Genomic DNA, 23,111 nt, shown 5'->3' on the forward strand with positions numbered 1-23,111 from the left:
ACGATACTATCGATAGAGGATGAACAGATTATTTTAAAAATGAATGGTAAGTGGAAGTTGTCGATCGCAGTTGTATTATTAGTTTTAGCTGTTTTTGCATTGGATGTGGAGAATAAAGTCGTTCACGCAGAAACTACGAAAATATTTATTGATCCCGGTCACGGCGGCTCAGATCCAGGAGCAACAGGGAATGGACTTCAGGAAAAAAATGTGACGCTCGATCTTGCTTTAAAGACGAAGGATATCTTAGACCACGAATACGAGGGACATGAGGTTCAGCTCTCCCGTACCGGGGATCAGAAACTGTCTCTTGATGAGCGTACAAACAAGGCCAATAGCTGGGGGGCCGATTACTTAGTTTCTATTCATGTGAATGCCGGCGGTGGATCGGGATTTGAATCTTATACATATAATGGAAGTTATGGTGGGAAAGCAGAAACGAATCGTCTGCGCGGGATCGTCCATGATGAGATTGTGAACCAGACAGGTTTTCGAGATCGAGGCAAGAAAGAAGCTAATTTTCACATGGTAAGGCAGTCAGCTATGCCTGCTGTACTTACCGAGAATGGTTTTATCGACAATGCCGCGGATGCGAATGCATTAAAATCAGAAACGTATAAAACGAATATTGCGAAAGGCCATGCGTTAGGCATTGCTGAAGCGTTAAACCTGACGCGCCGTTCCCAGGCTTATGTAGAAATTGTAACGGACTCGCTGTGGACGTATAATTCTCCGGACTGGGACGATCGTAGAGAGATCGTAAGCAGGGGAGAAGTTTTCACTGTTACGCGTGATAAATTCACAGTGGGCGGAGGAGAAATGTACCGTCTTAAGAGCGGGGCTTACATTTCAGCGAATTCGAATTATGTGAGGTATTTTAGAAAATAGTTTCATAGAGCAGGTGAATAACCCATCCTGATTCGTTAAACGAGCGAAAGGGTTGGGTTATTTTTCTATTCTTGTTGGTTTGAGAGGAGCAAAATACTTGCAAATTCGACACCGATTGATATAGTAATTATTGTGTAAACCTCCTCCTTGTAAAGGAGAACAAAAAGGAGAATAGGCGAATGCCAACATTTATTGCGAACGATTATTTAGTAAAAGATGGAAAAGTCGTCTCCCCTGGTCATGAAATTGAAATTACAGAGGAACAGGCGGCAAAGTTAGAGGACAAAGTGAAAGCCGCACCCGCTGCTACACCCACTACAAAAAAATAAAAGAGGGAAAACTTCCCTCTAATTAATACACAATGGAAACAAGGAGTCTCATCTCCCTGTTTCCATTTTTTTCGAACGAAACGATCCCGTTTGTTATGCGATACCAAGGAAGCAAATTTATATTTTTCGACAGCCATTTCCGACAATAAATTCCCTGTTGCCCGGAGTATAATATTTCCAAACTACTAAGGGAATTAATGGAGGAAAGAGAATGAAGCTGAAAAATATCGCGTTGGTATTGGGGATTTTGGTAGTAAGTTTGAGCTTTATGGCCAAGCCGGCAGAAGCTGCCCAGAACGAAGCTATTATTATTAACAAAAGTAGTAACCAGCTGGCATTTTATGAAAAAGGTAAACTTCAGAAAGTGTTTCCTGTAGCAACGGGGAAAACGAAAGGTTTAACGCCGGAAGGGAAATTTACACTTGTTAATAAGGTTAAGAACAGGCCCTGGTATAAAGGAAATATTCCAGGCGGGGACCCGCGGAATCCTCTAGGTGCAAGATGGCTCGGGCTAAAAGTTCCGGGTGACTGGGGACATACCTCAGGAAACGTTTATGGCGTGCATGGAACCAATAATTCGTCCTCGATTGGAACTTACGCGTCAAACGGTTGTATTCGAATGCATAATAAAGATGTCATTTGGTTGTATGACCGGGCAGATCATAATATTCCGGTCTATATTACAAGCACATCTACATCATTTACTGCATTAGCCGATAAATATGGAGTGGGCAAAGCCAAAAAAGTAGTCGCAGGATATGAAGCCTTTAACGAAACCTTAAGGTATGGCAGTAAAGGGGAGTCAGTCAAAATTCTGCAGAGAAAACTGAGCATTACAGCAGATGGATCTTTTGGACCGCAGACTTTAAAGGCGGTTAAGAAGTTCCAAAAGTCAAAAGGATTAGTGGCGGATGGTATTGTTGGGCCTAATACGAGGAAAGCATTATTTAGTAAATAAACAAATCTATACCCCGAATGAAAGACATACTAAAAAAGTCTTTATTCGGGGGTTCTTATGTGTAAGAATTTGACTATCCTAACATATTTTCTCGAATTTTTAGTGAAGGACTTGGGGGTTTTTTATGCTGAAAGAGGCAACTTTACAAGAAGCAGAAGAGGTGGCGCACATGGCTGTACAACTTTGGCCAGGGCACTCATTAGAGCAATTTACTGAAGAAATGTCGCAGCTGATTGTACAGCCTGATGCAAGGATCTTCTTAGCTTATCATGCTGGCCAAACTATCGGGTTTGCCCAGTGCCAACTGAGATATGATTATGTTGAAGGCACACGTTCAAGTCCGGTGGGCTATTTAGAAGGACTTTATGTAAAAAAGGACTTTCGTCATCAAGGGGTAGCTGTACAACTAGTGAAAGCATGTGAGCAGTGGGCAAAGAGAAAAGGGTGCCAAGAATTTGCTAGTGATTGTGAATTAGAAAATGAGGGAAGCTTAGCCATGCATCTTAGACTGGGATTTAATGAGGTGAATCGTATTATTTGTTTTAAAAAAGATATATAACGGTGAACAATCCACCAACCGTGAGCAGAAAACCATAGGGCAGGAGGGACAGTCATTCGTAGTAACCTTCAAAGATAATTTTTTACAGAAAGTCAGCTTTTTTCCTCAAGTTCATCTATTTCTCTATCAATCAGGCATACTGAGATTTGAAATGCTTCTATCCGCCTGTTAGCTAAGGTGATTTGGGATTTATAGTTAGTGGGATTTACTTTCGCTTCAAGCGTTTTTACTGATTCTTTAAGTTTATTTACAGTTGAGTCAATTTGACGCCTGGCTTCAACTAATTCAGATCTTTTAAAACAAACCATTTACACTCACTCCTATTGTATATCTTTTAAAAATAGAAAAACCAGCCGCGCTTTATGCTCAGCTGGTTCTTTATGATTAGCAGTAATTATATATTGATTTAAGGTACAGATTGTGTTAAATTAAATCAGTGACTCTTTTTTAATATATGTATGCATATTATCTCCTATATTAATTATAATACATTATTTTTCAAGAGTCAATCCCTCAATCTGTATTTAAAAGGAGTGGTTTTTCTGAACCATGATATTCGGAAAGAGCAAGCGTATTTGGAAATGGTTATGGAAACCATCACGAAGCAAATAAACGAGGTTGAAGAAGACGCAGCCAAGCGTAAAGAAGAAGTGATTCATATCCGTAAGCACTTCTGGGATGATCTTAAAATTAATATGGATACATTTGACGATTACCTGGAGACGATTATCGGAATGCGACAGCAGGCGCAGGATTTGTCTGTAAGTCAAAGTACACATAGATTTGCTTATAACAGACTGGAGAGACTTAAACGAATAGAGAAAACCCCTTATTTCGGCAGAATTGATTTTGCTGAAGATGGCACCGGGGTCACCGAACAGATTTATATTGGCGTTTCGACGGTTACGGATGAAGAAAAAGAGACGATTCTTATTTACGATTGGCGGGCTCCAATTTCAAGTATTTATTATGATTATCCTCCCGGCCCGGCCGCATACTCTATTCCTGATGGAGTCATTACGGGGGAGCTTGAAAAGAAGTGGCAGTATAACATTCATAATGGTGTGGTTGAATCCATGTTCGACACGAGTATTACGATCGGGGATGAGATTCTTCAAGGAGTGCTCGGCAAAGGGTCGAATAAGCATATGCAGAGTATCGTAGCCACGATTCAGAGGGAACAAAATAAAATCATTCGCAACGTCGGTGGTAAATTGCTGCTTGTACAGGGTGCTGCGGGGAGCGGCAAGACATCGGCGGCTCTCCAGCGAATTGCTTATTTTCTCTATAAATACCGGGAAAATTTGAAGGCGGATCAAATCATTTTATTTTCTCCTAATACGATGTTCAGCAACTATGTCTCTCATGTATTACCTGAGCTTGGAGAAGAGAATATGCAGCAGGAAACCTTTCAGGATTATTTGGAATACCGGCTGAGTCAATCGTTTACTGTTGAGGATCCTTATGATCAATTGGAGTATCTGCTGGAAGCTAAAGATGACCCCCACTATAAAACAAGAAAAGACAGCATTCAATTTAAGGCTTCATCCAGCTTTTTTGAAGGAATCAATAAGTACCGGGAATCCTTAGAGGTTTCGGGAATGGTGTTTAAAGGGCTCAAATTTCGCGGGCAGACGATCGTTTCCTCAAAACAAATCTCAGGCATGTTTTATAGTAAAGATACCTCTCTGCGCTTTCATAATCGTATTGATAAGTTGAAAGAGTGGATTTTAAGAAAAATTGATCAAGCGGAAAAGCTGGAAATGAAAAAGGCCTGGGTACAGGAAGAAATCGAACTGCTCAGCAAAGAAGAGCTGCAAAAGGTTTACAATCAATTAGATACATTCAATGAGGATACGTTTGATTTTTACAAAAAAGAGAATAAGCTGCTGACCCGGGCAATCGTGCGCAGGAAGCTGAAGCCCTTGCGTAAAAAAGTAGAAGCTCTTGAATTTATTCATATAAAAAAATTATACAGGCAGATCTTTGAAGGATCGATGAGTCAAAAGCTTTGGGAAGATGAAGACCTTCCGCCAGAGTGGGAAGAAATTTGCATGATGACGAGAGAAATGCTGGACGACGGCAAGCTTCATCACGAGGATGCGACGCCATACTTGCTGTTGAAAGAACTGATTCAAGGCTTTCAGTCCAATACTTCTATTAAATATGTACTTGTCGATGAAGCCCAGGATTATTCTGTTTTTCAGTTTGAGTTTATTAAGAGGTTATTTCCAAGGGCCCGGATGACGGTGCTCGGCGACTTTAACCAGGCCATATTTGCTCACAGCAATCATTTTGCTGACTTTCATTCGCTGACCAGCCTTTATGGACCTGATGAAACGGAACGTATCACGTTAGATCGCAGTTATCGATCGACCCGGCAGATTATTGAGTTTACCCGTGAACTTGTGCCAGAAGGTGAACAAATTAAAGCTTTTGACCGGGAAGGGGAGAAGCCGGCGCTAACCGTTCTCGCGGCCCATGATGAATTGCGTGAAGCCATAACAGCTAAAGTAGAAGACTTACAGAACCGTGGATCTCAAACCATCGCCATCATATGTAAATCAGCAGCCGAAAGTTCCGCTGCCTATCAATCTCTTCGTGCGATAAAAAACATTAAACTCGTTAAAAAGAACACAGGCGAGTATGAACAAGGTGTAATTGTGATTCCGGCATACCTGGCAAAAGGTGTCGAATTTGATGCGGTTATTATTTACAACGCCTCAAATCAAACATATGGGGAAGAAAGTCTGCGCCGATTGTTTTATACAGCATGTACGCGAGCGATGCATGAGCTGCACATTTACAGCGTAGGGCAGCCCAACCCATTTTTAGAAAATGTTCCATCAGCAAAATTGCAGACCTCGCAGGATTAATTTAGATGCAGCATCAGCCTGTCGTGCCAAGCACACAGTGAAGTAGAATCTGAAATCTAAGTCTTCCGAACCAGTAGCTTATCCGTACGAAGGGTAAGCTTCTTTTTTTGTGTATATTGGAATGCACTCAGTACTTTGAACTGATTCATTTGTGAACAGATAATCGAGATAGGGATGTAAGTATAGAACTGGTGCAAAAAAACGAGTGTTCGAAAGTCCATTAGTGTAGTCAAAATACGCAGACTCCTGTGGGAACAGCACGAGCCGAAGATCCCGCAGGAAAGTGCACTTTACTTTCTGAGGAAGCTGAGGCCGTGCCCACGGAAAGCGGAGTATTTTGACGGAGCGATGGTGTGCTACCTTTTAAAAAATTTAAAGAAAGTCATCTTAAACAAACGATGTAACCTGCCATTAAGCTTTAGGCTCACCTTTTAAAACCATTCGAATGATTTTCACGCCCCGTTCCATCTCCTCCAGCGACGCGCTCGTATACGAAAGCCTTGCATATTGATTATCGTAAGAACTATAAATGAAACCCGGATTAATAAGGACCCCTTTATGAACGAGAGAAGAAAATAGCCTGCGCACATTTACATCTTCAGAAAACCGTACCCATATAAACATGCCGCCTTTTGGAATTTCCCAGGAAGCAAAATCGCCAATATTTTTCTCCAAAAGATGGACCAATGCATCTCTCCTGCAGCGAAGCTCAGCCCGCAGCGCTTCCAAATGCTGTTCATACTTTCCTGTTTCAAGAAAATCGTACATAGCGAGCTGCGGAAGGGAGCTTGTACCATAGTCAAGCTGCATTCTTAAGTCGCTTAACTTTTCTATAACATCTACAGGTCCTGCAATCCAGCCGATTCTTAGACTGGGAGCCATCGTTTTTGAAAAGCTCCCAATTAACAAGGTATGTCCGCTCTTATCTAAGGAAGCAATCGGAGGCTCGGGCGGCTCGTCCAACCAAAGATCACGGAAGATATCATCTTCTATAATGGGCAGTGTGTAGTCGTTTGACAGCTTTACTAATTCCTGGCGGCTGGTAAGACCCATCGTTTGAGTCGTTGGATTATGAAACGTCGGGTTCGTAAACAAAATAGATGAATGCGTACGTCGATATAAATCCTCACGTAAAGTCTGGGTGTTAAGCGTCTGTCCCTTGAATGGAATACTTTTTAATCTCATCCCGGATGTTTTAAAGACATGTAAGGAATGGATATAGGAGATGGAGGGAGCGTATACAGTTGAACCCTGCTGCATCAAGCCGAGGGTAATTAATTGTAAAGCTTGAAGCGCGCCGGAAACTGGCAGGATTGTATTTGGCGTCGAAGGTATACCTCTCTTTTGTAAATACGCTGACACAGCCTCCCGGTAACAGTCGTCGCCTGTTCCATTGTTATATCCGTAATGTTCATAATTGTCTCCCAGCGTGCGAAGCGATTCTTTAAATGATGCCTTTGGAAATAACGAATGGTGAAGTTCGCCTTTTCCTAATTGGATGAGGGAATCGTCGAGCTCCCACTTGTTTATTTTTCTAACGGTCTGGTGATTCGTGGGATGGACGCTGTACTTAGAAAAGTCGTTCCAGTTTATCAAGCTGTTCGCTAAGCCGGACGAAAAGCGGTTCGAAATATAGGTGCCGCTGCCTGCTTTGGATTCTATGAGGCCTTTTTCCTTTAGTACATCAAAAGCATGAATGACTGTACTTCGATTGACACCAAACTGGGATGCCAAGGACCTTTGAGCAGGAAGTTTCCGCCCGACGGACCATTCACCACTTTCTATTTTTTCTTCAATCCATTTGACAATGTCTCTGTAAGAATGAATGGATGTCTTCTCTGTTTTTTTATCCTTCATTTGGTTCATCCTTTTGTCGCAAATTGGTTGGGATCTCTTTCAAGAGAATGGTTGATTCCAATAGTATCTAAATACTATACCATATGAATGGAAACGACCCAATTTGTAGGTTTACAAAAGGAGGATGCCTATATGACTATAAAAGTTTTGTTCGCCTATGCCATCGCAGTTGGTTTGTGGGCTTCAGCATTTCCTGCCATTAAAGTCGGTCTGGAATCGTTTGAACCGCTTCATTTATCGATGCTTCGGCTGCTCATTGGAGCCATAGGACTTTTGGTTTTCGCCATAGCTATAAAAATGAAACTGCCGGAAGCAAGAGACCTTCCAGTCATTCTGCTGCTCGGGTTTCTCGGGTTTTCGGTTTACCATACCTTCCTCAGCATAGGAGAAGAGACGATAGACGCCGGAGTGGCAAGTCTTATTGTTTCGACCACACCTCTTTTTTCTGCGGTACTTGCCAGAGTGTTATTAAAAGAAACCTTTGGTAAATTCGGCTGGATCGGTTCCATTGTGGCCTTTTTGGGGATGGTGCTTGTAACGTTCGGTTCAACAGGAGAATTTAATTTTGAATGGGGGATCCTAGCCATACTGGTGGCTGCGATAGGAGAGAGTTTTTACTTTGTATTGCAGTCCCGTTATTTAGAAAAATACGGCTTCCTGCCATTTACGACATATACCATTTTAGCAGGGACTTTATTTATGCTGTTTTTCACCCCCGGCATTACTGAAGCGATTCAGCAGGCTTCTGCGGAAGGTCTCATTACCGTCCTTTACCTCGGGCTTCTGCCTACGATTATCCCTTATTTCGCGATTGCTTATGCGACCTTAAAGCAAGGGGCTTCTGAAGCGACAAGCTGCTTTTACCTTACGCCTGCAGCTGCCATCGGTATTTCGTGGGTTTGGTTAGGTGAAGTCCCGGCGTTCCTTTCTATCGTTGGTGGGGTTGTTGTGTTAATGGGGGTTTCCCTCTCCACCTTATATACAATGAAAGAAAAAGAAGTGGAAAAAAGAATGGCTTATACGAAGCCGGTAAATGATTTGAGGGGTTCATAGGAAGCCTAATATAATCTAAAAAAAAGGGAAGAAGTAAAAAGCAGCGTTAGAACGCCTTTTACTACTTCCCTGGTTTATACACTCGTACGTTTATAAGGCTTTTAGAATCTCGTTTCTCGCCCGTTTTCTATGGGACTGCATAGAAGCCTGAGCAGCCTCTCCATCCTGTGCCCTCATACAGGCTACAATTGCCCGGTGCTCGATGATTGATTGAAACGGTAAGGGGCGCTTTTTTACTGTAATGAGACGTGCTCGATACAATAAATCGGCATGGACGTCGATAACGTTTAACAGTCTTTTATTTTCAGCATAGCCGATAATTTTGAAGTGAAATAGATTATCAAGTCTTGCCCATTCTGCCAGGTTCTCTTCGTTAATCGCTTGTTCCTGCTGCTCAATCAGCGTTTCTAATTCAGACAGCTGTTCTTGCTGAATGGTGGTCGTTGACAGCTTGGCTGCTAAACCTTCGAGCATTTCGACAACTTCATAGATTTCACGCAAATCCTTCGCTTCAATCGGTTCGATTTCAAATCCTTTTCTCGGTATAAGTTTGACGACCCCTTCTGTCTGCAGACGAATTAATGCTTCTCTGACGGGGGTGCGGCTCATGCCAAGGACCTCTGCAATTTCTCTCTCCAGGATGGTCTTTCCAGGAAGTAATTTCAGGTTTCTAATGGCTAACCGAAGGATTTGATATGCCCGCTGAGGAAGTTTTCTTTCGGTTACATTTATTATAATAGGTTCTAAATCTTGTTTTACTTTTTCGATGTTAATGGATGATTCTGTATTCTTTGTGTGTTGATCTTTCATAGGTCACCACTTCACTTTTGTCTTTGTCTTCATTATAACAAGAAAAAAATAAAAAGAGGCAGACTGTTGAAAAAGCCTGGATGGATGTACTTGTATCTTATGGTTCCTACATTAGTCTGGAGAAAAGGAACAGGAAAAAGCGCCGCTTTCCGCGGGGCAGGCGGAAAGTCTCCTCGATCTACGATCTCCGGGGCCTTTCCTGTCTGCTCGTCCCGCAGGAGTCGTCACTTTTTCCGTTCCTTTTAATCTTAAGAGACGCTCGGAATCGTGGGAGCACGGAACCTTGGGGGAAAGAATGTCTCAAACACCACTACATCTAATTATTGAAAAAGGGTTTTAGAAAACGGCGAGACTCCTAAGGGAGAGACGAATAAGGTGTGACCCCGAAAGGCTGATAAGCCTGAGGAGGCACACCGTTCGCCCTTGGAAAAGAGAGTCGTTTCCTAAAACCCTTTCCTCTTGATTATGCAAGGAATGTTTACACTTTCGAGTTAAGAGAGAAAACGCTGCTTTCTCAACAAGCTGAGAGGGGAGCCCTCTTTTTATTTTAAACTGTATCAGATACCCTGATGTTTTTTGAAATGCAGGATATAATGGAATTCGTTACTTCCTTTGTCGAACTGCGGCCTCCGATATCAGCTGTTATAATGCCGCTTCTTGTTGTTTCTCTAATAGCTTCATTGATTAACTGAGCTTCTTCAGGCATTCCTAAATGTTCCAGCATTAATGCTGCACTTCCGATTGTTCCGATAGGGTTTGCGATGCCCTGCCCGGCGATATCAGGGGCAGAACCGTGCACGGATTCAAACATACTAGGGAATCGGCCATCAAGGTGTAAGTTTGCGCTTGGGGCGATTCCGAGACTTCCAGCCAGAGCGCTTCCCAGGTCAGATAAGATATCCGCGTGTAAGTTTGAAGCCACGACGACTTCTAATTCTTCCGGGTGCAGCACAAATCGTGCCGCCATCGCATCTACCAGCCATTTATCTGTTTCTACTTCAGGGTATTCTTTACTTACTCTTTCAAACACTTCATCCCATAAGACCATGCCGTACTGCTGTGCATTGCTTTTCGTTACACTCGTTACTTTTTTCCGTTTCCTTTTAAGTGCTAGATTAAAAGCGTGGCGAATTACTCTTTCGCATCCTTCTTCTGTGAAAACGGATGATTGCACAGCCACCTCTTTGCCGCGTCCTCTCCCGTTGAAATTACGACCGCCGATACCGGAATATTCACCTTCCGTATTTTCCCTGACTAATACCCAGTTTAATTCTTCTTTATTAGGATGGTTCAGTTTTCCTTCTACACCTGGGAGAAATTCAACAGGACGAATGTTAGCCCACTGGTCAAGCCCCTGACAAATAGCGAGACGCAGCCCCCAGAGACTAATGTGATCCGGGACAGTCGGGAAACCGACAGCCCCAAAGTAGATCGCATCGTGATTCTTAATTCTATCTAATCCATCTTCATCCATCATTTTTCCAGTTTCAAGGTAGTATTCACAGCCCCATGGGAAGTAATCGCTTTCAAAAGTGAACTTATTGGTAACTTCAGATAGATGATCGATGACTCGCAGTCCCTCATTTATAACTTCTTCCCCAATTCCATCACCCGGGATGACGGCTAATTTAAAATGCTTTTTACTTTCCATTCGTAATTCCTCCTATAAATTATATTTGGTTCATTATTCTAAATATTAAATAATGTATACGTAATTGTCAAATGAATTCGTTAAAACAGGATATTATTAATTATTCAGATAATTTATTGACTTTAATGTATACATAAAGTATTATGAAAGCGTTCACAAAAAAGAAGAAGGGAAGGGATAAACGAATGTACATTCATTCCGTATGGGATCAAATGTGGCGTTGGGATCGGAAGCTGAGGAAAGATATAGGAAAAGCAGCATCTTTTTTGTTCTTTAGTGTTTCAGCAAATGCGGCTGTAAAGAAAGAAGAAGACACCCCGACAAAAGAAACGGAAGATCCATCTCCGCAGCCGGGAAATTTTTCTTTTGCCCAAAGAACAGGATTGGTTGTCGGACCTTTACTGTATTTGTTGATTACACTGCTCCTTCAACCTGAGGGGATGAGCAGAGAAGCTGTACAAATGCTTGGGCTTATTGGTTGGATAGCCACCTGGTGGGTTACTGAAGCTGTACCTATTCCAATTACATCTTTGCTTCCGCTCTTATTATTTCCAATAACCGGGGTTATGGAGACAGGGGACGTTTCCTCATCCTATGGAGATCCTCTCATCTTTCTATTTGCCGGAAGCTTTATGATCGCTTTAACAATGGAAAAATGGAATCTCCATAAACGAATGGCCTTAGCAATCATAGCTTTTATAGGAAGCAGTCCTACGATGCTCATTCTAGGTTTTATGGTGGCAACTGGATTTCTATCAATGTGGATTTCAAATACAGCGAGTACAATGATGATGGTTCCAATAAGCTTAGCGGTGACTAAACACGTAGCCGATTCATTAGAGAAGAGCGGAGAGGTTGATACATCGCCCGGAAACTTTCCATTTGGCACAGCCATTATGCTTGGCACAGCTTATGCGGCGACGATTGGGGGATTTGGTACGTTAATTGGCGCACCGGCCAACACCATTTTAGCTGCCACGGTAAATAATTTGTACGGCATTGATATTTCCTTTGCCCGGTGGATGCTGTTTGGCGTTCCAATGGTCATGCTGCTTATTCCGATTGTCTGGCTTTACTTAGTGAAGATCGCTTATCCTATGAATGTTAAACATATCCCCGGCGGTCGGACAATAGTGAAAAAAGAGCTGAAAAACCTCGGAAGAATGAACTATGAAGAAAAAGTAGTGTTAGCTGTATTCTCGATGACAGCCTTAGCCTGGATGACTAGAAGTGTATTTCTTGAAAATTTTATTCCCGGCATTGATGACACCATTATTGCATTGTTTGGAGCCTTCGTTTTGTTTTTAATCCCTTCTAAAAACAAAGAGGGCAGTATCCTGGACTGGAATACTGTACTTAAACTGCCATGGGGGATTTTGTGGCTGTTTGGAGGAGGACTTGCCCTTGCTTCAGGGATTATCAGCTCTGGATTGGATGAATGGATCGGCAATCAACTCGTTAACTTTACCAACGTTCCTTTCTTTCTTATGGTCGGGTTAATTATAGCTGTCATCACCTTACTTACTGAGTTCACGTCAAATACAGCCACTTCCACGATGGTTTATCCAATTGTTGCGGCAGGTGCTGCAGCATTAGGAACGGATCCGATTATTCTCATGGTCGCTGCTTGTATGGGGGCCACCTTTGCCTTTATGTTCCCTGTTGCGGCTCCACCTAACGCAATTGTCTTTGCGACGGGTTATATAAAAATGAGTAAAATGGCGAAGACTGGGATCTGGTTAAACCTATGCAGTATCGTTTTTTCAGTCGTTATCGTTTACTTCTTTGTGCCCCTTATTTTCGGAGAGTTATTGAATTAATATAGAATAGGTGAACGAAAAAAACCTCCATCAGCGAAAAATGCTGATGGAGGTTTTCGTTAAAAGCCATAATAGCCGAGCGTAAGCATAACAATCATCACTAAAATAACCTTGACCCATAACGGGATATTTTCATTTTTACTTGATTAACCTTTTCTTCCTGCTGTTCCACCTGCTTCTGAAGGTTCGGACTGCAGCCTCCCATCAGGCTGTCGGTTTCAGCTCTTCTTCAAGCGGAATATTCTGGTTCAGTCCGCGGCGGGCAGCGATAAAGAAGGCAGTAACGATCGCCACCGTAATAATAGCAGCTCCCACATACGAGACGTTCAATGCCATACCGAAGCCAATCGGTGCATTTAGAATATAAGTGAACGTTGCCATCGTCATAAACGTTGCTGGAATCGCAGCGATCCAGTAATTTTTTCTTGATAAGAACAAGTACATCGCTCCAACCCAAAGGGCAATTACTGCAGTGGACTGGTTCGCCCAGGAGAAGTATCTCCAAAGTAATGTGAAATCAATGCGCGTCAGCACAAAGGAGATCACAAACAGCGGTACAGCAATCCAAATTCGGCTGGCGATTTTCTTTTGAGAAACCTTGATATAATCGGCAATAATCATACGGGCACTACGGAAAGCAGTGTCACCTGACGTAATCGGCAGAACGATAACACCAAGAACGGCAAGCGTACCTCCGACAGCTCCAAGCATTGCAATCGATACTTCACTGACTACAGCAGCAGGACCTCCACTTGCCAGGACTTCGTTAAGTCCGGCAGAACCGTTAAATACGCTCATCGCAGCGGCTGCCCAGATCATCGCGATAATTCCTTCTGCGATCATCATGCCGTAAAAAATGCGGCGGCCTTGTTTTTCCTTCTGTGTCGTTCGAGAAATAATCGGTGTCTGCGTGGCATGGAAACCAGACAAGGCACCACAGGAAATCGTTAAGAATAACAGCGGGAAAATCGGTGCGTTATCCGGGTGCATGTTCGTTAACGTAAGTTCAGGAATCGGTGCTCCTGTAATTACGAGCGAAACGCCGACACCAATTGCACTAATTAAAAGCAGCGCCCCAAAAATAGGGTAGAAACGCCCGATAATTTTATCAATCGGAAGCATTGTCGCCAGCAGATAATAAACAAAAATGGCTCCAATGATAATCGGCAGACTCAGCCAGCTGCTCGTCATATTATGCAAGAGGTCAGCGGGCGCTGAGACGAACACAGTTCCTACGAGCACAAGAAGCAAGATCGCAAAAGCGTTCACGACGTGCTTCATCACTTTTCCTAAAAACTTACCGGCAAGCTCAGGCAGGTGAGCGCCACGGTTACGAATTGAAATCATACCCGTTAAATAATCATGAACCGCCCCAGCAAAGATACAACCAAATACAATCCACAAAAAGGCCACAGGCCCATAAAGTGCTCCGAGAATCGGACCAAAGATCGGACCGACCCCGGCTATATTTAATAACTGAATTAATGAATTTCTCTTTTCTCCCATGGGAAGGTAATCAACGCCGTCACCGTGCGTAAAAGCAGGCGTCTGGCGGTCTGTATTGACTCCGAACGTTTTCTCGACATATTTACCGTACGTAAAATAACCAACAATTAAAAGGGCAATACTTACTAGAAACGTAATCACAATAGCTTCCTCCTTACAATCTCTGTAATCGCTTACAACGATCGTAACAAAACAGCGCTTACATTAGTCTGGTTTCTGTCTATCATGTCGAAATATCTGTCTGACATGCAAAAAAACCGCCCTCAAAAAAGGACGATGGGTGTGTTGAAGGTGGCTATGAATTTTATTGAAGCTGATTGCCGATGGGGAAAGGGTTCGGTCCACTTTTACCGAGAAGGGTTTTAGGAAACAGTGAGACCCTGTGGGAGATGCGGATTAGGGGTGACCCCGCAGAGCTGAAGAACTCGAGGAGGCACCACATACGCCCACGGAAAGCGAGTTGTTGCCTAAAACCCTTTTGCACTTATGTCATAATTCAAGCTGTTTTCGCAACCCTTTCACATAATTACGGCTCACAGAAAGCTTATCCTTCCGGCCCCTGAGTTCCAGCTGATAAGCCCCGTTAAACCATGGAATCAAACGATCAACGTAATCGAGATTCACGAGGTAGCTTTTATGAATACGGTAAAACGAAAATCCTTTCAAACGCTCTTCGACTTCCCTTAATGTCCATTTCGTTTCATACTCATGATCTTTTGCGACGATTTTCGTCAGCCGGTCTTCCCGGTAAACATACATAATATGTGCAGGATTGAGATAATGAATCTCATCGTCTCGTTCCACAGCCAGCTTAGAGGGACGCGATGCAGCTGCTTTTATGGGCTGAAGCTTCTTCTCTAACCGGGCAATCGCAACGCCTAGCTGTTCCTCGTCAAAAGGCTTTAACAAATAATCAATGGCCTCGTGGCGAAAAGCTTCCACCGCAAAATCAGGATAGGCGGTCGCAAACACGATGGCCGGCACTTTCTTCAATTCCCTAACAGATTGCGCAACCTCCATGCCGTCCATTTTCGGCATTTCTACATCTAAGAAAATGACGTCAGGCTGCAGCTGGATAGCTTTCATAATCGCAGCATCTCCTGAATCGGCTTCACCTACAATATCGATGGAATCATAGGATGAAAGCAAATAAATCAACTCTTCCCGGCTGAATCGTTCATCATCAACGATCAGCGCTTTAATCGTACCCATCATGCAGTTACCTCCTTTCCAGTATGCGGAATCACAAATGAAATCGTCGTTCCTTCCCCGGGCGAACTTTCAATGTGAAGTTTTGATGTCTCACCGTGCATATACTCTAACCGTTTATTAACGTTCATAAGCCCTAGTCCCGTGCCTTTTTCAGAAGGAACTTCTTTTTCTCCGAGGGAGGCTATGCGCTCCGGCGTCATGCCGCTGCCGTTATCGCTGACCGTAATTTTCACCCAGTCGCCAAGATCACGGACTTGAATTGTGATTTCACAGTCTTTTTCCTTATCTTTGATCCCATGCTTGATGCTGTTTTCAACGAGCGGCTGCAGCGTAAGCGGCGCAATTTTTACAGACAGAGCGGAAGGATCAATCTCATAATTGACCTGTAATTTATCAACAAAACGAGTTTCTTCTATTAATAGGTAGGCTTTTACGTGTTTTAGTTCTTCATCAAGTGACGTCCACGTCTTCGTCGTCGCTCCAAGGTTCTGACGGAAGAATTTTGACAAAGCGATTAGAAGAGAGCGCGCTCGGTCCGGTTCCGTACGGGTCAGCGATATAATCACATTTAACGAATTGAATAAAAAATGCGGGTTCACTTGAGCCTGCAGCGCTTTAACTTCGGCTTCTCTCGCCAGTTTCTGCGCTTTCTCGGCTTCCGCAATCTCCAGCTGCTGGCCAAGCAGGGCGCTCAGCCCTTGAATCAGTTCAAGCAGCACATTAGAAATTTCTTTTTCTGACCGGACGTAAAACTTCAACGTGCCGACGACTTCCTGTCTTTTCTTCAATGGCGCGATAACAGCAGCTCCAAGCGGACAAGCCGCATGGCTGCAATTGATGTCTTCATGCCTCGCCACTATCATCGTCCCAGTCTGAATCACTTCTCGCGTAGCATCGGTCTGAATATTTTCCCCTGCCTGGTGGTGATCATCCGCCTCTCCAACGTGTGCGAGGATTTTCTCCTGGTCCGTCATGGAGATGGCGCTCACATCCACTTCGTTATAAATGATCTGACAGGCTTTTTGAGAAGAATCCCTTGTTAACCCTTTTCGCAAATAAGCAACCGTCGACTCCGCAAGCTTTAATGCTTTTTGAGCCTGCAGCGCCCCTGCTTTTTCTTCCTCGTTTAAAACATTTCGAATGATAAGCAAAAAGAGAGCAGCCCCCACACCATTGGCAACGATCATCGGTACGCCGATATCCTGCACAAGCTCCCACGCACGGGAAAATGGCTTAGATACCGCTAAAATAATACCCATCTGAACCATTTCAGCGAGCCCGCCAATGAGAAGAGCCGTTTTCAGTTTCAGCGGCTTATCCTTTTTATGAAAAAAACCGGCAAGCACACCGGCAACAACAGCCGAAATGCCGCAAGCGAAACTAGTAAATCCTCCGAGCGAGAAGCGATGGATGCCGGCGATCAAGCCGGCACCAATGCCAATGCGATACCCACCGAACAAACCAGCTGCCACAATTCCGATCACCCTCGAATTCGCGATCGCTTCACTCTCCACTAAATCCATTGTCCATCTTCCAAATTCAAGAGAACTCGTATCATACGTAATTCCTGTATATGTTCCAATAATCCCAAACAGCCCGAAGAATGCAATCGCCATCATCTGCTGACCTGGATGCAAAGATTTACGGTCAATCAGTTCCCGGAAAAAACGGAATCTCGTTATAATGAAAGCAACCGTCACGATAATGCCGAGCCGCTCAAGCATCGGGAGAAGTAATTCGAACATCTGTCTCGTCCTTCCCAGTCGTTTTGCTTCTATTGTAGCATGCTTGAAAACGTTTCATACAAATGGAGGAATCTCCTCACCCATAATGAAAATATTTCCATGATGAATTAAAATAAAGACAAACCGACATGTATTAAGAAAGGAGAAGAACGTTATGAGCAAAAATAGGGAAGACGCGTTAGGCAGGGGAGCTTCTTCAGATCGCGAAATTATGACTACACGCTTCTTTTACGCGACAAAACAACAGCTGTTTAAAGCCTTCAGTGATCCTATTCACTTATCCAGGTGGTGGGGACCGAACGGATTTACAAACACATTTCATCGATTTGAAATGAAGCCAGATGGATTATGGCATTTCACCATGCATGGCCCCGATGGAAAAGGCTATGAAAACAAAAGTGTATTTGTAGAGATTGAGGAGCCGGAACGACTGGTTCTTCGTCATCTTGAACCGAACCATGAGTTTTTATTAACGATTACTTTTAACGAAAAGGGAGATGGGACTTTGCTTACCTGGCACATGCTTTTTGAATCGGCGGACGAATGTGAGAAGGTAGGCAGGTTTGTAGCTGAAGCTAATGAGCAGAATCTGGACCGGCTGGAGGGGGAGGTGGTTAATATATAAGGAGTCTTCCATAAAAAGGTAGAATTATTGAAGACCCAGTTTCGAGATAATCTATAACATATATAAATAAAAGCAGCATTTTGATTCACTGTGAATCGAAATGCTGCTTTCTTTAAAGTGGTAAACGTAAATTGTATAATTAATTGATCTCTTAACATCGAATCAATTAATTTTTTCCTTCTACGATAGTTATTTCACCTTCAGAAATAGATTTTATTATAGTTAACCATGAAGAATATAGTAAGAGGCCAAAGCCCTTAATATTATTAGAATAACAGGTTTCCTTTAAAAAATAGTAAACCTTATTATCTGAAATATCATTTTGTACTTCAACAAATAAATTGGAGATCTATTTCTTCATATATTGTTAAACAAATCTTGGGAGAATCTATTGCTGAAAGAACTGCTAGAACTTTAGAATTTACAATATGAAATTTCATTGTTAAAGAAAAGATATCTCAAGATTAATTGTTAAAGGATGCTTCCACCGTTTAAAGCGTAATACCGATCTATTTTTTATTCTGCTTTTTATCCAGGATGGCCCTTAGTTCTTCAACATCGTCTTCAGACAGGTCTTCCTCCTGAATGAATTGAACGAGCATTGACTTTAAGGTGCCGTCATAGAATCGCTTGACAAAGGATTTTGTTTTATCACGTTGGCATTCGTCCTGGGAGTAAAGCGGATAAAATGTATAAACTCTCTGATTTTTATGGACGCCGACGACTTCTTTTTTAGTAAGCCGATCTAAAAGTGTCCGTATGGTCTTCGGATTCCAGTGCGTTTGAGCCGGCAATGAAGAAATGATACCATTTGCTGTTTGCGGCCCTTTTTCCCAAAGCACCTTTAAGACTACCCATTCCGACTCTGTAATCGCGGGTATTTTTTTCGTCATATGAATCCCTGCCTTTTCCTTTTAATAGATGCCTTTGTTGTGCAAGATGGATTTCGTAATGTCAGCAGCTATACTGCCGCTGGCGTGATTGTCGCTTTCGATATTCGTTGCAAAGAAATAGGTGGTGTTATCTGTTTCTACAAACCCAATGAACCAGCCATTTACATTTTGACTGTTAACCGTTCCCGTTCCGGTTTTGCCATAAAGAGTTGAACTTTTTCTGGCCTCCAGTTTGATGGCATTTTTTACGATATTAATATTCTTTTCATCGAATCCAAATTGATTTGTATAAAACTTTTTGAGTGTCTGCACCTGTTCGATCGGTGAAATTTTCAAGGAAGATTCCAGCCAGTACTCTTCAATTCCACCTGACAGATTTTGATTACCGTACTCTATCCTTTCCGTGTACGCCTCAATATTTTTCTTTTGTAGCATTTTGTCCATCTGCTGAAAATACCATGTTACTGAGTTTTCCATCGCTGTCTGCAAATTATGATTCTGGTTCCAGCTTTGATAAGGATACGATTGACCATTCCACTTCATGAAATTGTCCTTTCGTGTGATAACTTCGGACTCCAATGCAAATAATGCACTGTAAATTTTGAACGTAGAATTTGGCGAAACCCGCAATGTGCTTTTGTCTTTATTATAGATATTGTATTGCTTCTTCTGTACATCGTACAATACAAAGCTGCCTTCATATCCATTGAAATAAGCGCTTAAATCTTCATTTACTGTCTGCCCATTGTCAAAATCAATGCGGTCATCATAAGGCATAGCAGAAACAATTGGTACTTGACTCACGACAAATCCGGCAAGAAGGATAAAAATCAGGATACTTTTCACTTTTACCAGCTTTGTGTCAGTTTTAAAGTACGCAATACGTTCCATTCGCTTTTTTATTTGCTTTTTTGAACTAGCGATCTGGTTAACCATTGCGAAATGTTTTGGAAGACGAGATTTATCCGCAAGCTTAATAATTGTGTTTCCGTAGGCTACGTGCTGAGGTTGATTCAATGTATGGAGGACAGCACTGTCACACGCGATTTCCCTATCCAGCCGCATTTCCCTGAACGCCATCCAGATTAATGGATTAAACCAGTATAAAATCTGGAACAGGACGGTTAGGTAATTTATAGCAACGTCTTTGTTTTTATAATGGTGTAATTCATGCAGCAAGATATATTTTATTTCCTCCGTAGACAGCCAAACTTCAGCATAACGGGGAAGGATAATACAGGGTTTGAATATCCCGAACATCAGTGGGGATTTGATACGTTGTGATTCCATCAATACTAGTGAATTCGATACATTCAACCTTTGTTTACACTGTTCGAATATTGATAGAATTTCGGTATTTGCTATAGCACTAGCAGACTTTTTTAATTGCCACAATTTTATCCAGGCATGCATGGCCAAAATAATCATAACGAGCATGCCTGCTATCCATAATATGGTGAAAACAGGGTCCAGAACTGTAAAATCCAATCGATGAACAGATGTTGAAAAATCGTTCATCCAACTTTCATTATTTAATTGAGGGTTTTCGTTTGTAATGTCGGCTTGCGCCGGATTACTGTATTGGATCCCATTTCCCGTAAGCTTACCCCCGAAACTTAATAATTGCGTTGGAAGATAAGGAATTAGTAAAGCAATGAATAACAGGAACCAAAGATTGTACTTCCATTTGGATGACAACTGATACTTAAAAATTTCTCGGATCAACAAGATAACAATGACCATGAGAGAAGATATGAACAAGCTAACAGATAGATGGAGAGCGGACATTTATTCACTCCTTAATCGTTATATTACATCCGGCGGTGCATCATGAAGGACAGTATCAGCTCTTATTTTAAAGCATTCAGTGTGATCTCGGCAGCCCTTGCAACAAGCGCATTGTCATATTCAGCATTCTTTGTATCGTACCGGGACATGACTGCTATGACGATTGGTTCTCTGTTCGGCGGCCATACAACGGCAACATCATTTCTTGTTCCATAGCTTCCAGCCCCGCTTTTATCATCAACTCTCCATCCTTGAGGGGCTCCGGCACGTATCAATGAATCACCTGTTTGATTTCCTTTCATCCAGTCGATAAGCAATTCACGCTTATCATTTGGGAGAAAGTCACCAAGGGCAACTTTCTTCAGGTTAGTGGCCATAGCTCTCGGTGTACTGGTATCACGTTTATTACCTGGCGTGAATTCATTTAATTCGGTTTCGTATCGTTCGGGCATTGTAACGTCATCACCAATGTCGCGTAAAGCTTTCTTAAATTGATCTGGTCCTCCGATCGCCTCAAGGAGAAGGTTCCCAGCAGTGTTGTCACTTGTACGGATAGCCGCCTCACTGATTTCCAAAAGTGTCATTCCGGTATCCACTTGTTTCTCGGTAACTGGAGAATAAGTAACCAAATCATCCTTGGTGTATGTAACGGTTTTTTTTAATTGTTCTATGTCGTTTTGCTTTAGCAGGATTGCTGTAGCCAAAACTTTAAAGGTAGATGAATAGGCATAATGTTCATCCGGTCGATATTCGACTGTTTGATTCGAGCCTGTATCAATTGCATAGACACCTAATCTAGCATCAAACTCTCCTTCAAGCTGCGTAAATTCCTTTTCTGTATTGATCGTTTTCTTTGTTTCGCTCTTCTTGTCGGAGGATGCGTTGGTTTGATCACCTCCATGTGTGCATGCGGTAAGTATTGTGAGTAAAAGGAATGTTAAGGACATTGTAACCAAACGAATGCCAGCTTTGTATGAATTTGTTTTTTTCATCTGAACACCTTCTCTTTTATTAGATTGTTGTACGCATTGATTATCAACCGCTTTTTTGTAATCATTGTATATCCTCCTTACCGGTTAGACTACAAATGTAATACTATATTACAGTTGTAGTCTAGAAGCGTCAAGATGAAACTTTGCATACATACCCAATAATCTCTGAGGGTATTCTTCGAAAGTATTATGTGGGCAGATGGGCTTAGTGAAATAACCAGAGCCTTTATAGGGTGAAGCAAAACTTAGAAAAATCTCCTTAAGAAAGGTTACTAATTATATTTCAGAATTGATTTCTCAAAAAGGTTGAACTCTTCAAGAAACTCGATATAATCTTAAGAAACGTAATTATCTCGATACTGAGTCTTCATGTAACGTTAACACAAGTGTCTTGACTAAAAAGTCTAATTAAGAATACTCTTAATCCTGTTTAGTCTAATTAGACCTATGCAAACAAAGAAAGAAGGTTTTTGTATGAAATCTATTTTACTAATCGGACAATCAAATATGGCAGGTAGAGGATTTATTGAGGATGTAGCGCCGATTTATAATGAGCATATAAATGTGTTGCGAAACGGTAGATGGCAAATGATGGCAGAACCGATTAATTTTGATCGCCACGTATCTGGTGTTGGTCCAGCAGCCTCTTTTGCTCAGACTTGGACGGAGGGTCATCCGGGTGAGTCTATTGGGTTGATACCATGTGCTGAAGGTGGAAGCTCTATTGATGAGTGGACAATTGATGGACTATTAACGAGACATGCAATTTCTGAAGCAAAATTTGCTATGGAAACAAGTGAAATAGTGGGAATTCTGTGGCATCAAGGGGAAAGTGACAGTTACGGAGAACGTTATAAGACGTATGAAGAAAAGTTGCTTTCATTATTTAAACATTTGAGAGAAGAATTGAATGCACCAGATATCCCGATTATTATCGGTGAGTTGGGACATTACCTTGGAGAAGTCGGATTTGGAAAAAGCGCTGTAGAATATAAACAAATCAACCAGATATTATCTAAAGTTGCTCATACCGAAAAAAATTGCTATTTTGTAACATCAAAAGGCTTAACAGCAAATCCAGATGGCATTCATATTAATGCTATCTCGCAAAGAAAATTTGGATTAAGATACCATGAAGCTTTTTCAAAACAAAAGCATATTTTAGATAGTTTAGACTTTGAGCAAGAATGGATTGAAAAGGCAGCAAAACGTGAACTAACTAAAAATGAACGTAGATTTGTTCAAAGTACAAAGTTTGCTTTAGGCCAATTAAGTTTTGGGGAGTTTTCTATTAATATCTCCAATATTAATGAAAGTAAGTAAAACTAAAATGATAAACAATCGGGCGCTTTTCTTGAATAAGGAGGCGTCTATTTGTATTGCATCTGGAAACACACTTAATAGGGATTAGAGTTATTTTAAGGTGAATAGTGAAGGATTACACTTAAATAAAAGAATAGCGTTAGTTGAAGATCTGCTTCAATATATCGAAATCAAGTCTGAAATACAGGAATCGCCCTCTATTAATGTTAAGGGCAGTATAGTTGAA

At 42.0% G+C, this 23,111-nt stretch carries 20 protein-coding genes; 10 read left to right on the plus strand and 10 right to left on the minus strand.

Translation table 11 applies throughout. From position 1 onward, the window contains the following. The first annotated feature begins 39 nt into the window (after window positions 1-39). The 4 genes from ACGTNH_RS04385 to aac(6') all read left to right on the plus strand — a co-directional run bounded on the left by ACGTNH_RS04385 (window position 40) and on the right by aac(6') (window position 2,734). Complete coding sequence (locus tag ACGTNH_RS04385; RefSeq protein WP_394585250.1) at window positions 40-888, plus strand: N-acetylmuramoyl-L-alanine amidase; 849 nt, start codon at window positions 40-42, stop codon at window positions 886-888. A gap of 179 nt (window positions 889-1,067) precedes the next feature. Beyond that, a complete protein-coding gene (locus tag ACGTNH_RS04390; protein WP_394585252.1) occupies window positions 1,068-1,217 on the plus strand; it encodes a hypothetical protein in 150 nt (49 codons plus the stop codon). A 211-nt stretch (window positions 1,218-1,428) separates the two neighbouring features. Beyond that, entirely contained in the window at window positions 1,429-2,175 is a 747-nt protein-coding gene (locus ACGTNH_RS04395; RefSeq protein WP_394585254.1) for a L,D-transpeptidase family protein, read from the plus strand. A 124-nt stretch (window positions 2,176-2,299) separates the two neighbouring features. Further along, window positions 2,300-2,734, plus strand: a complete 435-nt coding sequence (aac(6'), locus tag ACGTNH_RS04400) for an aminoglycoside 6'-N-acetyltransferase (RefSeq protein WP_394585257.1) — start codon at window positions 2,300-2,302, stop codon at window positions 2,732-2,734. Window positions 2,735-2,826: 92 nt separating this feature from the next. On the opposite strand, the gene ACGTNH_RS04405 is transcribed toward aac(6'), so the two are convergent. After that, window positions 2,827-3,042 carry a hypothetical protein gene (locus tag ACGTNH_RS04405; RefSeq protein WP_394585259.1) on the minus strand — a complete coding sequence of 72 codons (216 nt, stop codon included), beginning with the start codon at window positions 3,040-3,042 and terminating at the stop codon, window positions 2,827-2,829. A 234-nt stretch (window positions 3,043-3,276) separates the two neighbouring features. Between ACGTNH_RS04405 and helD the strand changes: the two genes are divergently transcribed. Next, on the plus strand, window positions 3,277-5,610 hold the full coding sequence (helD, locus tag ACGTNH_RS04410; RefSeq protein WP_394586133.1) for an RNA polymerase recycling motor HelD: 2,334 nt from the start codon (window positions 3,277-3,279) through the stop codon (window positions 5,608-5,610). Between the two features lie 411 nt (window positions 5,611-6,021). On the opposite strand, the gene ACGTNH_RS04415 is transcribed toward helD, so the two are convergent. After that, a complete protein-coding gene (locus tag ACGTNH_RS04415) occupies window positions 6,022-7,467 on the minus strand; it encodes an aminotransferase-like domain-containing protein (protein WP_394585262.1) in 1,446 nt (481 codons plus the stop codon). 132 nt (window positions 7,468-7,599) lie between these two features. On the opposite strand from ACGTNH_RS04415, the gene ACGTNH_RS04420 reads away from it, so the two are divergent. Beyond that, a complete protein-coding gene (locus tag ACGTNH_RS04420; RefSeq protein WP_394585265.1) occupies window positions 7,600-8,520 on the plus strand; it encodes a DMT family transporter in 921 nt (306 codons plus the stop codon). Between the two features lie 90 nt (window positions 8,521-8,610). On the opposite strand, the gene ACGTNH_RS04425 is transcribed toward ACGTNH_RS04420, so the two are convergent. Then, window positions 8,611-9,330, minus strand: a complete 720-nt coding sequence (locus tag ACGTNH_RS04425) for a GntR family transcriptional regulator (protein ID WP_394585268.1) — start codon at window positions 9,328-9,330, stop codon at window positions 8,611-8,613. A gap of 66 nt (window positions 9,331-9,396) precedes the next feature. On the opposite strand from ACGTNH_RS04425, the gene ACGTNH_RS04430 reads away from it, so the two are divergent. Next, entirely contained in the window at window positions 9,397-9,576 is a 180-nt protein-coding gene (locus tag ACGTNH_RS04430; protein ID WP_394585270.1) for a hypothetical protein, read from the plus strand. Window positions 9,577-9,877: 301 nt separating this feature from the next. On the opposite strand, the gene ACGTNH_RS04435 is transcribed toward ACGTNH_RS04430, so the two are convergent. Next, window positions 9,878-10,981 (minus strand): tartrate dehydrogenase, encoded by a 1,104-nt coding sequence (locus ACGTNH_RS04435; RefSeq protein ID WP_394585272.1) that lies wholly within the window; start codon window positions 10,979-10,981, stop codon window positions 9,878-9,880. Window positions 10,982-11,166: 185 nt separating this feature from the next. Here ACGTNH_RS04435 and ACGTNH_RS04440 point away from each other — a divergent pair, with 185 nt between their 5' ends. Next, window positions 11,167-12,801: an SLC13 family permease gene (locus ACGTNH_RS04440; RefSeq protein ID WP_394585274.1), complete on the plus strand. Its 1,635-nt coding sequence runs from the start codon at window positions 11,167-11,169 to the stop codon at window positions 12,799-12,801. A 204-nt stretch (window positions 12,802-13,005) separates the two neighbouring features. Here the strand turns inward: ACGTNH_RS04440 and ACGTNH_RS04445 are convergent, their stop codons facing one another. The 3 genes from ACGTNH_RS04445 to ACGTNH_RS04455 form a co-directional block, all read right to left on the minus strand. Then, on the minus strand, window positions 13,006-14,448 hold the full coding sequence (locus ACGTNH_RS04445) for a carbon starvation CstA family protein (protein ID WP_394585277.1): 1,443 nt from the start codon (window positions 14,446-14,448) through the stop codon (window positions 13,006-13,008). Window positions 14,449-14,796: 348 nt separating this feature from the next. Then, complete coding sequence (locus ACGTNH_RS04450; protein ID WP_394585278.1) at window positions 14,797-15,522, minus strand: LytR/AlgR family response regulator transcription factor; 726 nt, start codon at window positions 15,520-15,522, stop codon at window positions 14,797-14,799. Further along, window positions 15,519-17,264 (minus strand): LytS/YhcK type 5TM receptor domain-containing protein, encoded by a 1,746-nt coding sequence (locus tag ACGTNH_RS04455; RefSeq protein ID WP_394585279.1) that lies wholly within the window; start codon window positions 17,262-17,264, stop codon window positions 15,519-15,521. The genes ACGTNH_RS04450 and ACGTNH_RS04455 overlap by 4 nt, the downstream gene beginning before the upstream one ends. Window positions 17,265-17,418: 154 nt before the next feature. On the opposite strand from ACGTNH_RS04455, the gene ACGTNH_RS04460 reads away from it, so the two are divergent. Then, complete coding sequence (locus tag ACGTNH_RS04460; protein ID WP_394585280.1) at window positions 17,419-17,889, plus strand: SRPBCC family protein; 471 nt, start codon at window positions 17,419-17,421, stop codon at window positions 17,887-17,889. Window positions 17,890-18,398: 509 nt separating this feature from the next. On the opposite strand, the gene blaI is transcribed toward ACGTNH_RS04460, so the two are convergent. From blaI to bla, 3 genes are all read right to left on the minus strand, one after another. After that, entirely contained in the window at window positions 18,399-18,782 is a 384-nt protein-coding gene (gene blaI, locus ACGTNH_RS04465; RefSeq protein WP_394585281.1) for a penicillinase repressor BlaI, read from the minus strand. 21 nt (window positions 18,783-18,803) lie between these two features. After that, window positions 18,804-20,570 (minus strand): BlaR1 family beta-lactam sensor/signal transducer, encoded by a 1,767-nt coding sequence (locus ACGTNH_RS04470; RefSeq protein ID WP_394585283.1) that lies wholly within the window; start codon window positions 20,568-20,570, stop codon window positions 18,804-18,806. A 62-nt stretch (window positions 20,571-20,632) separates the two neighbouring features. Then, complete coding sequence (bla, locus tag ACGTNH_RS04475) at window positions 20,633-21,562, minus strand: class A beta-lactamase (protein ID WP_394585284.1); 930 nt, start codon at window positions 21,560-21,562, stop codon at window positions 20,633-20,635. 474 nt (window positions 21,563-22,036) lie between these two features. On the opposite strand from bla, the gene ACGTNH_RS04480 reads away from it, so the two are divergent. Then, complete coding sequence (locus ACGTNH_RS04480; protein ID WP_394585286.1) at window positions 22,037-22,885, plus strand: sialate O-acetylesterase; 849 nt, start codon at window positions 22,037-22,039, stop codon at window positions 22,883-22,885. Window positions 22,886-23,111 lie beyond the last annotated feature (226 nt).

It is taken from the genome of Halobacillus sp. B23F22_1 (assembly GCF_043497005.1).
Lineage (GTDB): Bacteria > Bacillota > Bacilli > Bacillales > Halobacillaceae > Halobacillus_A.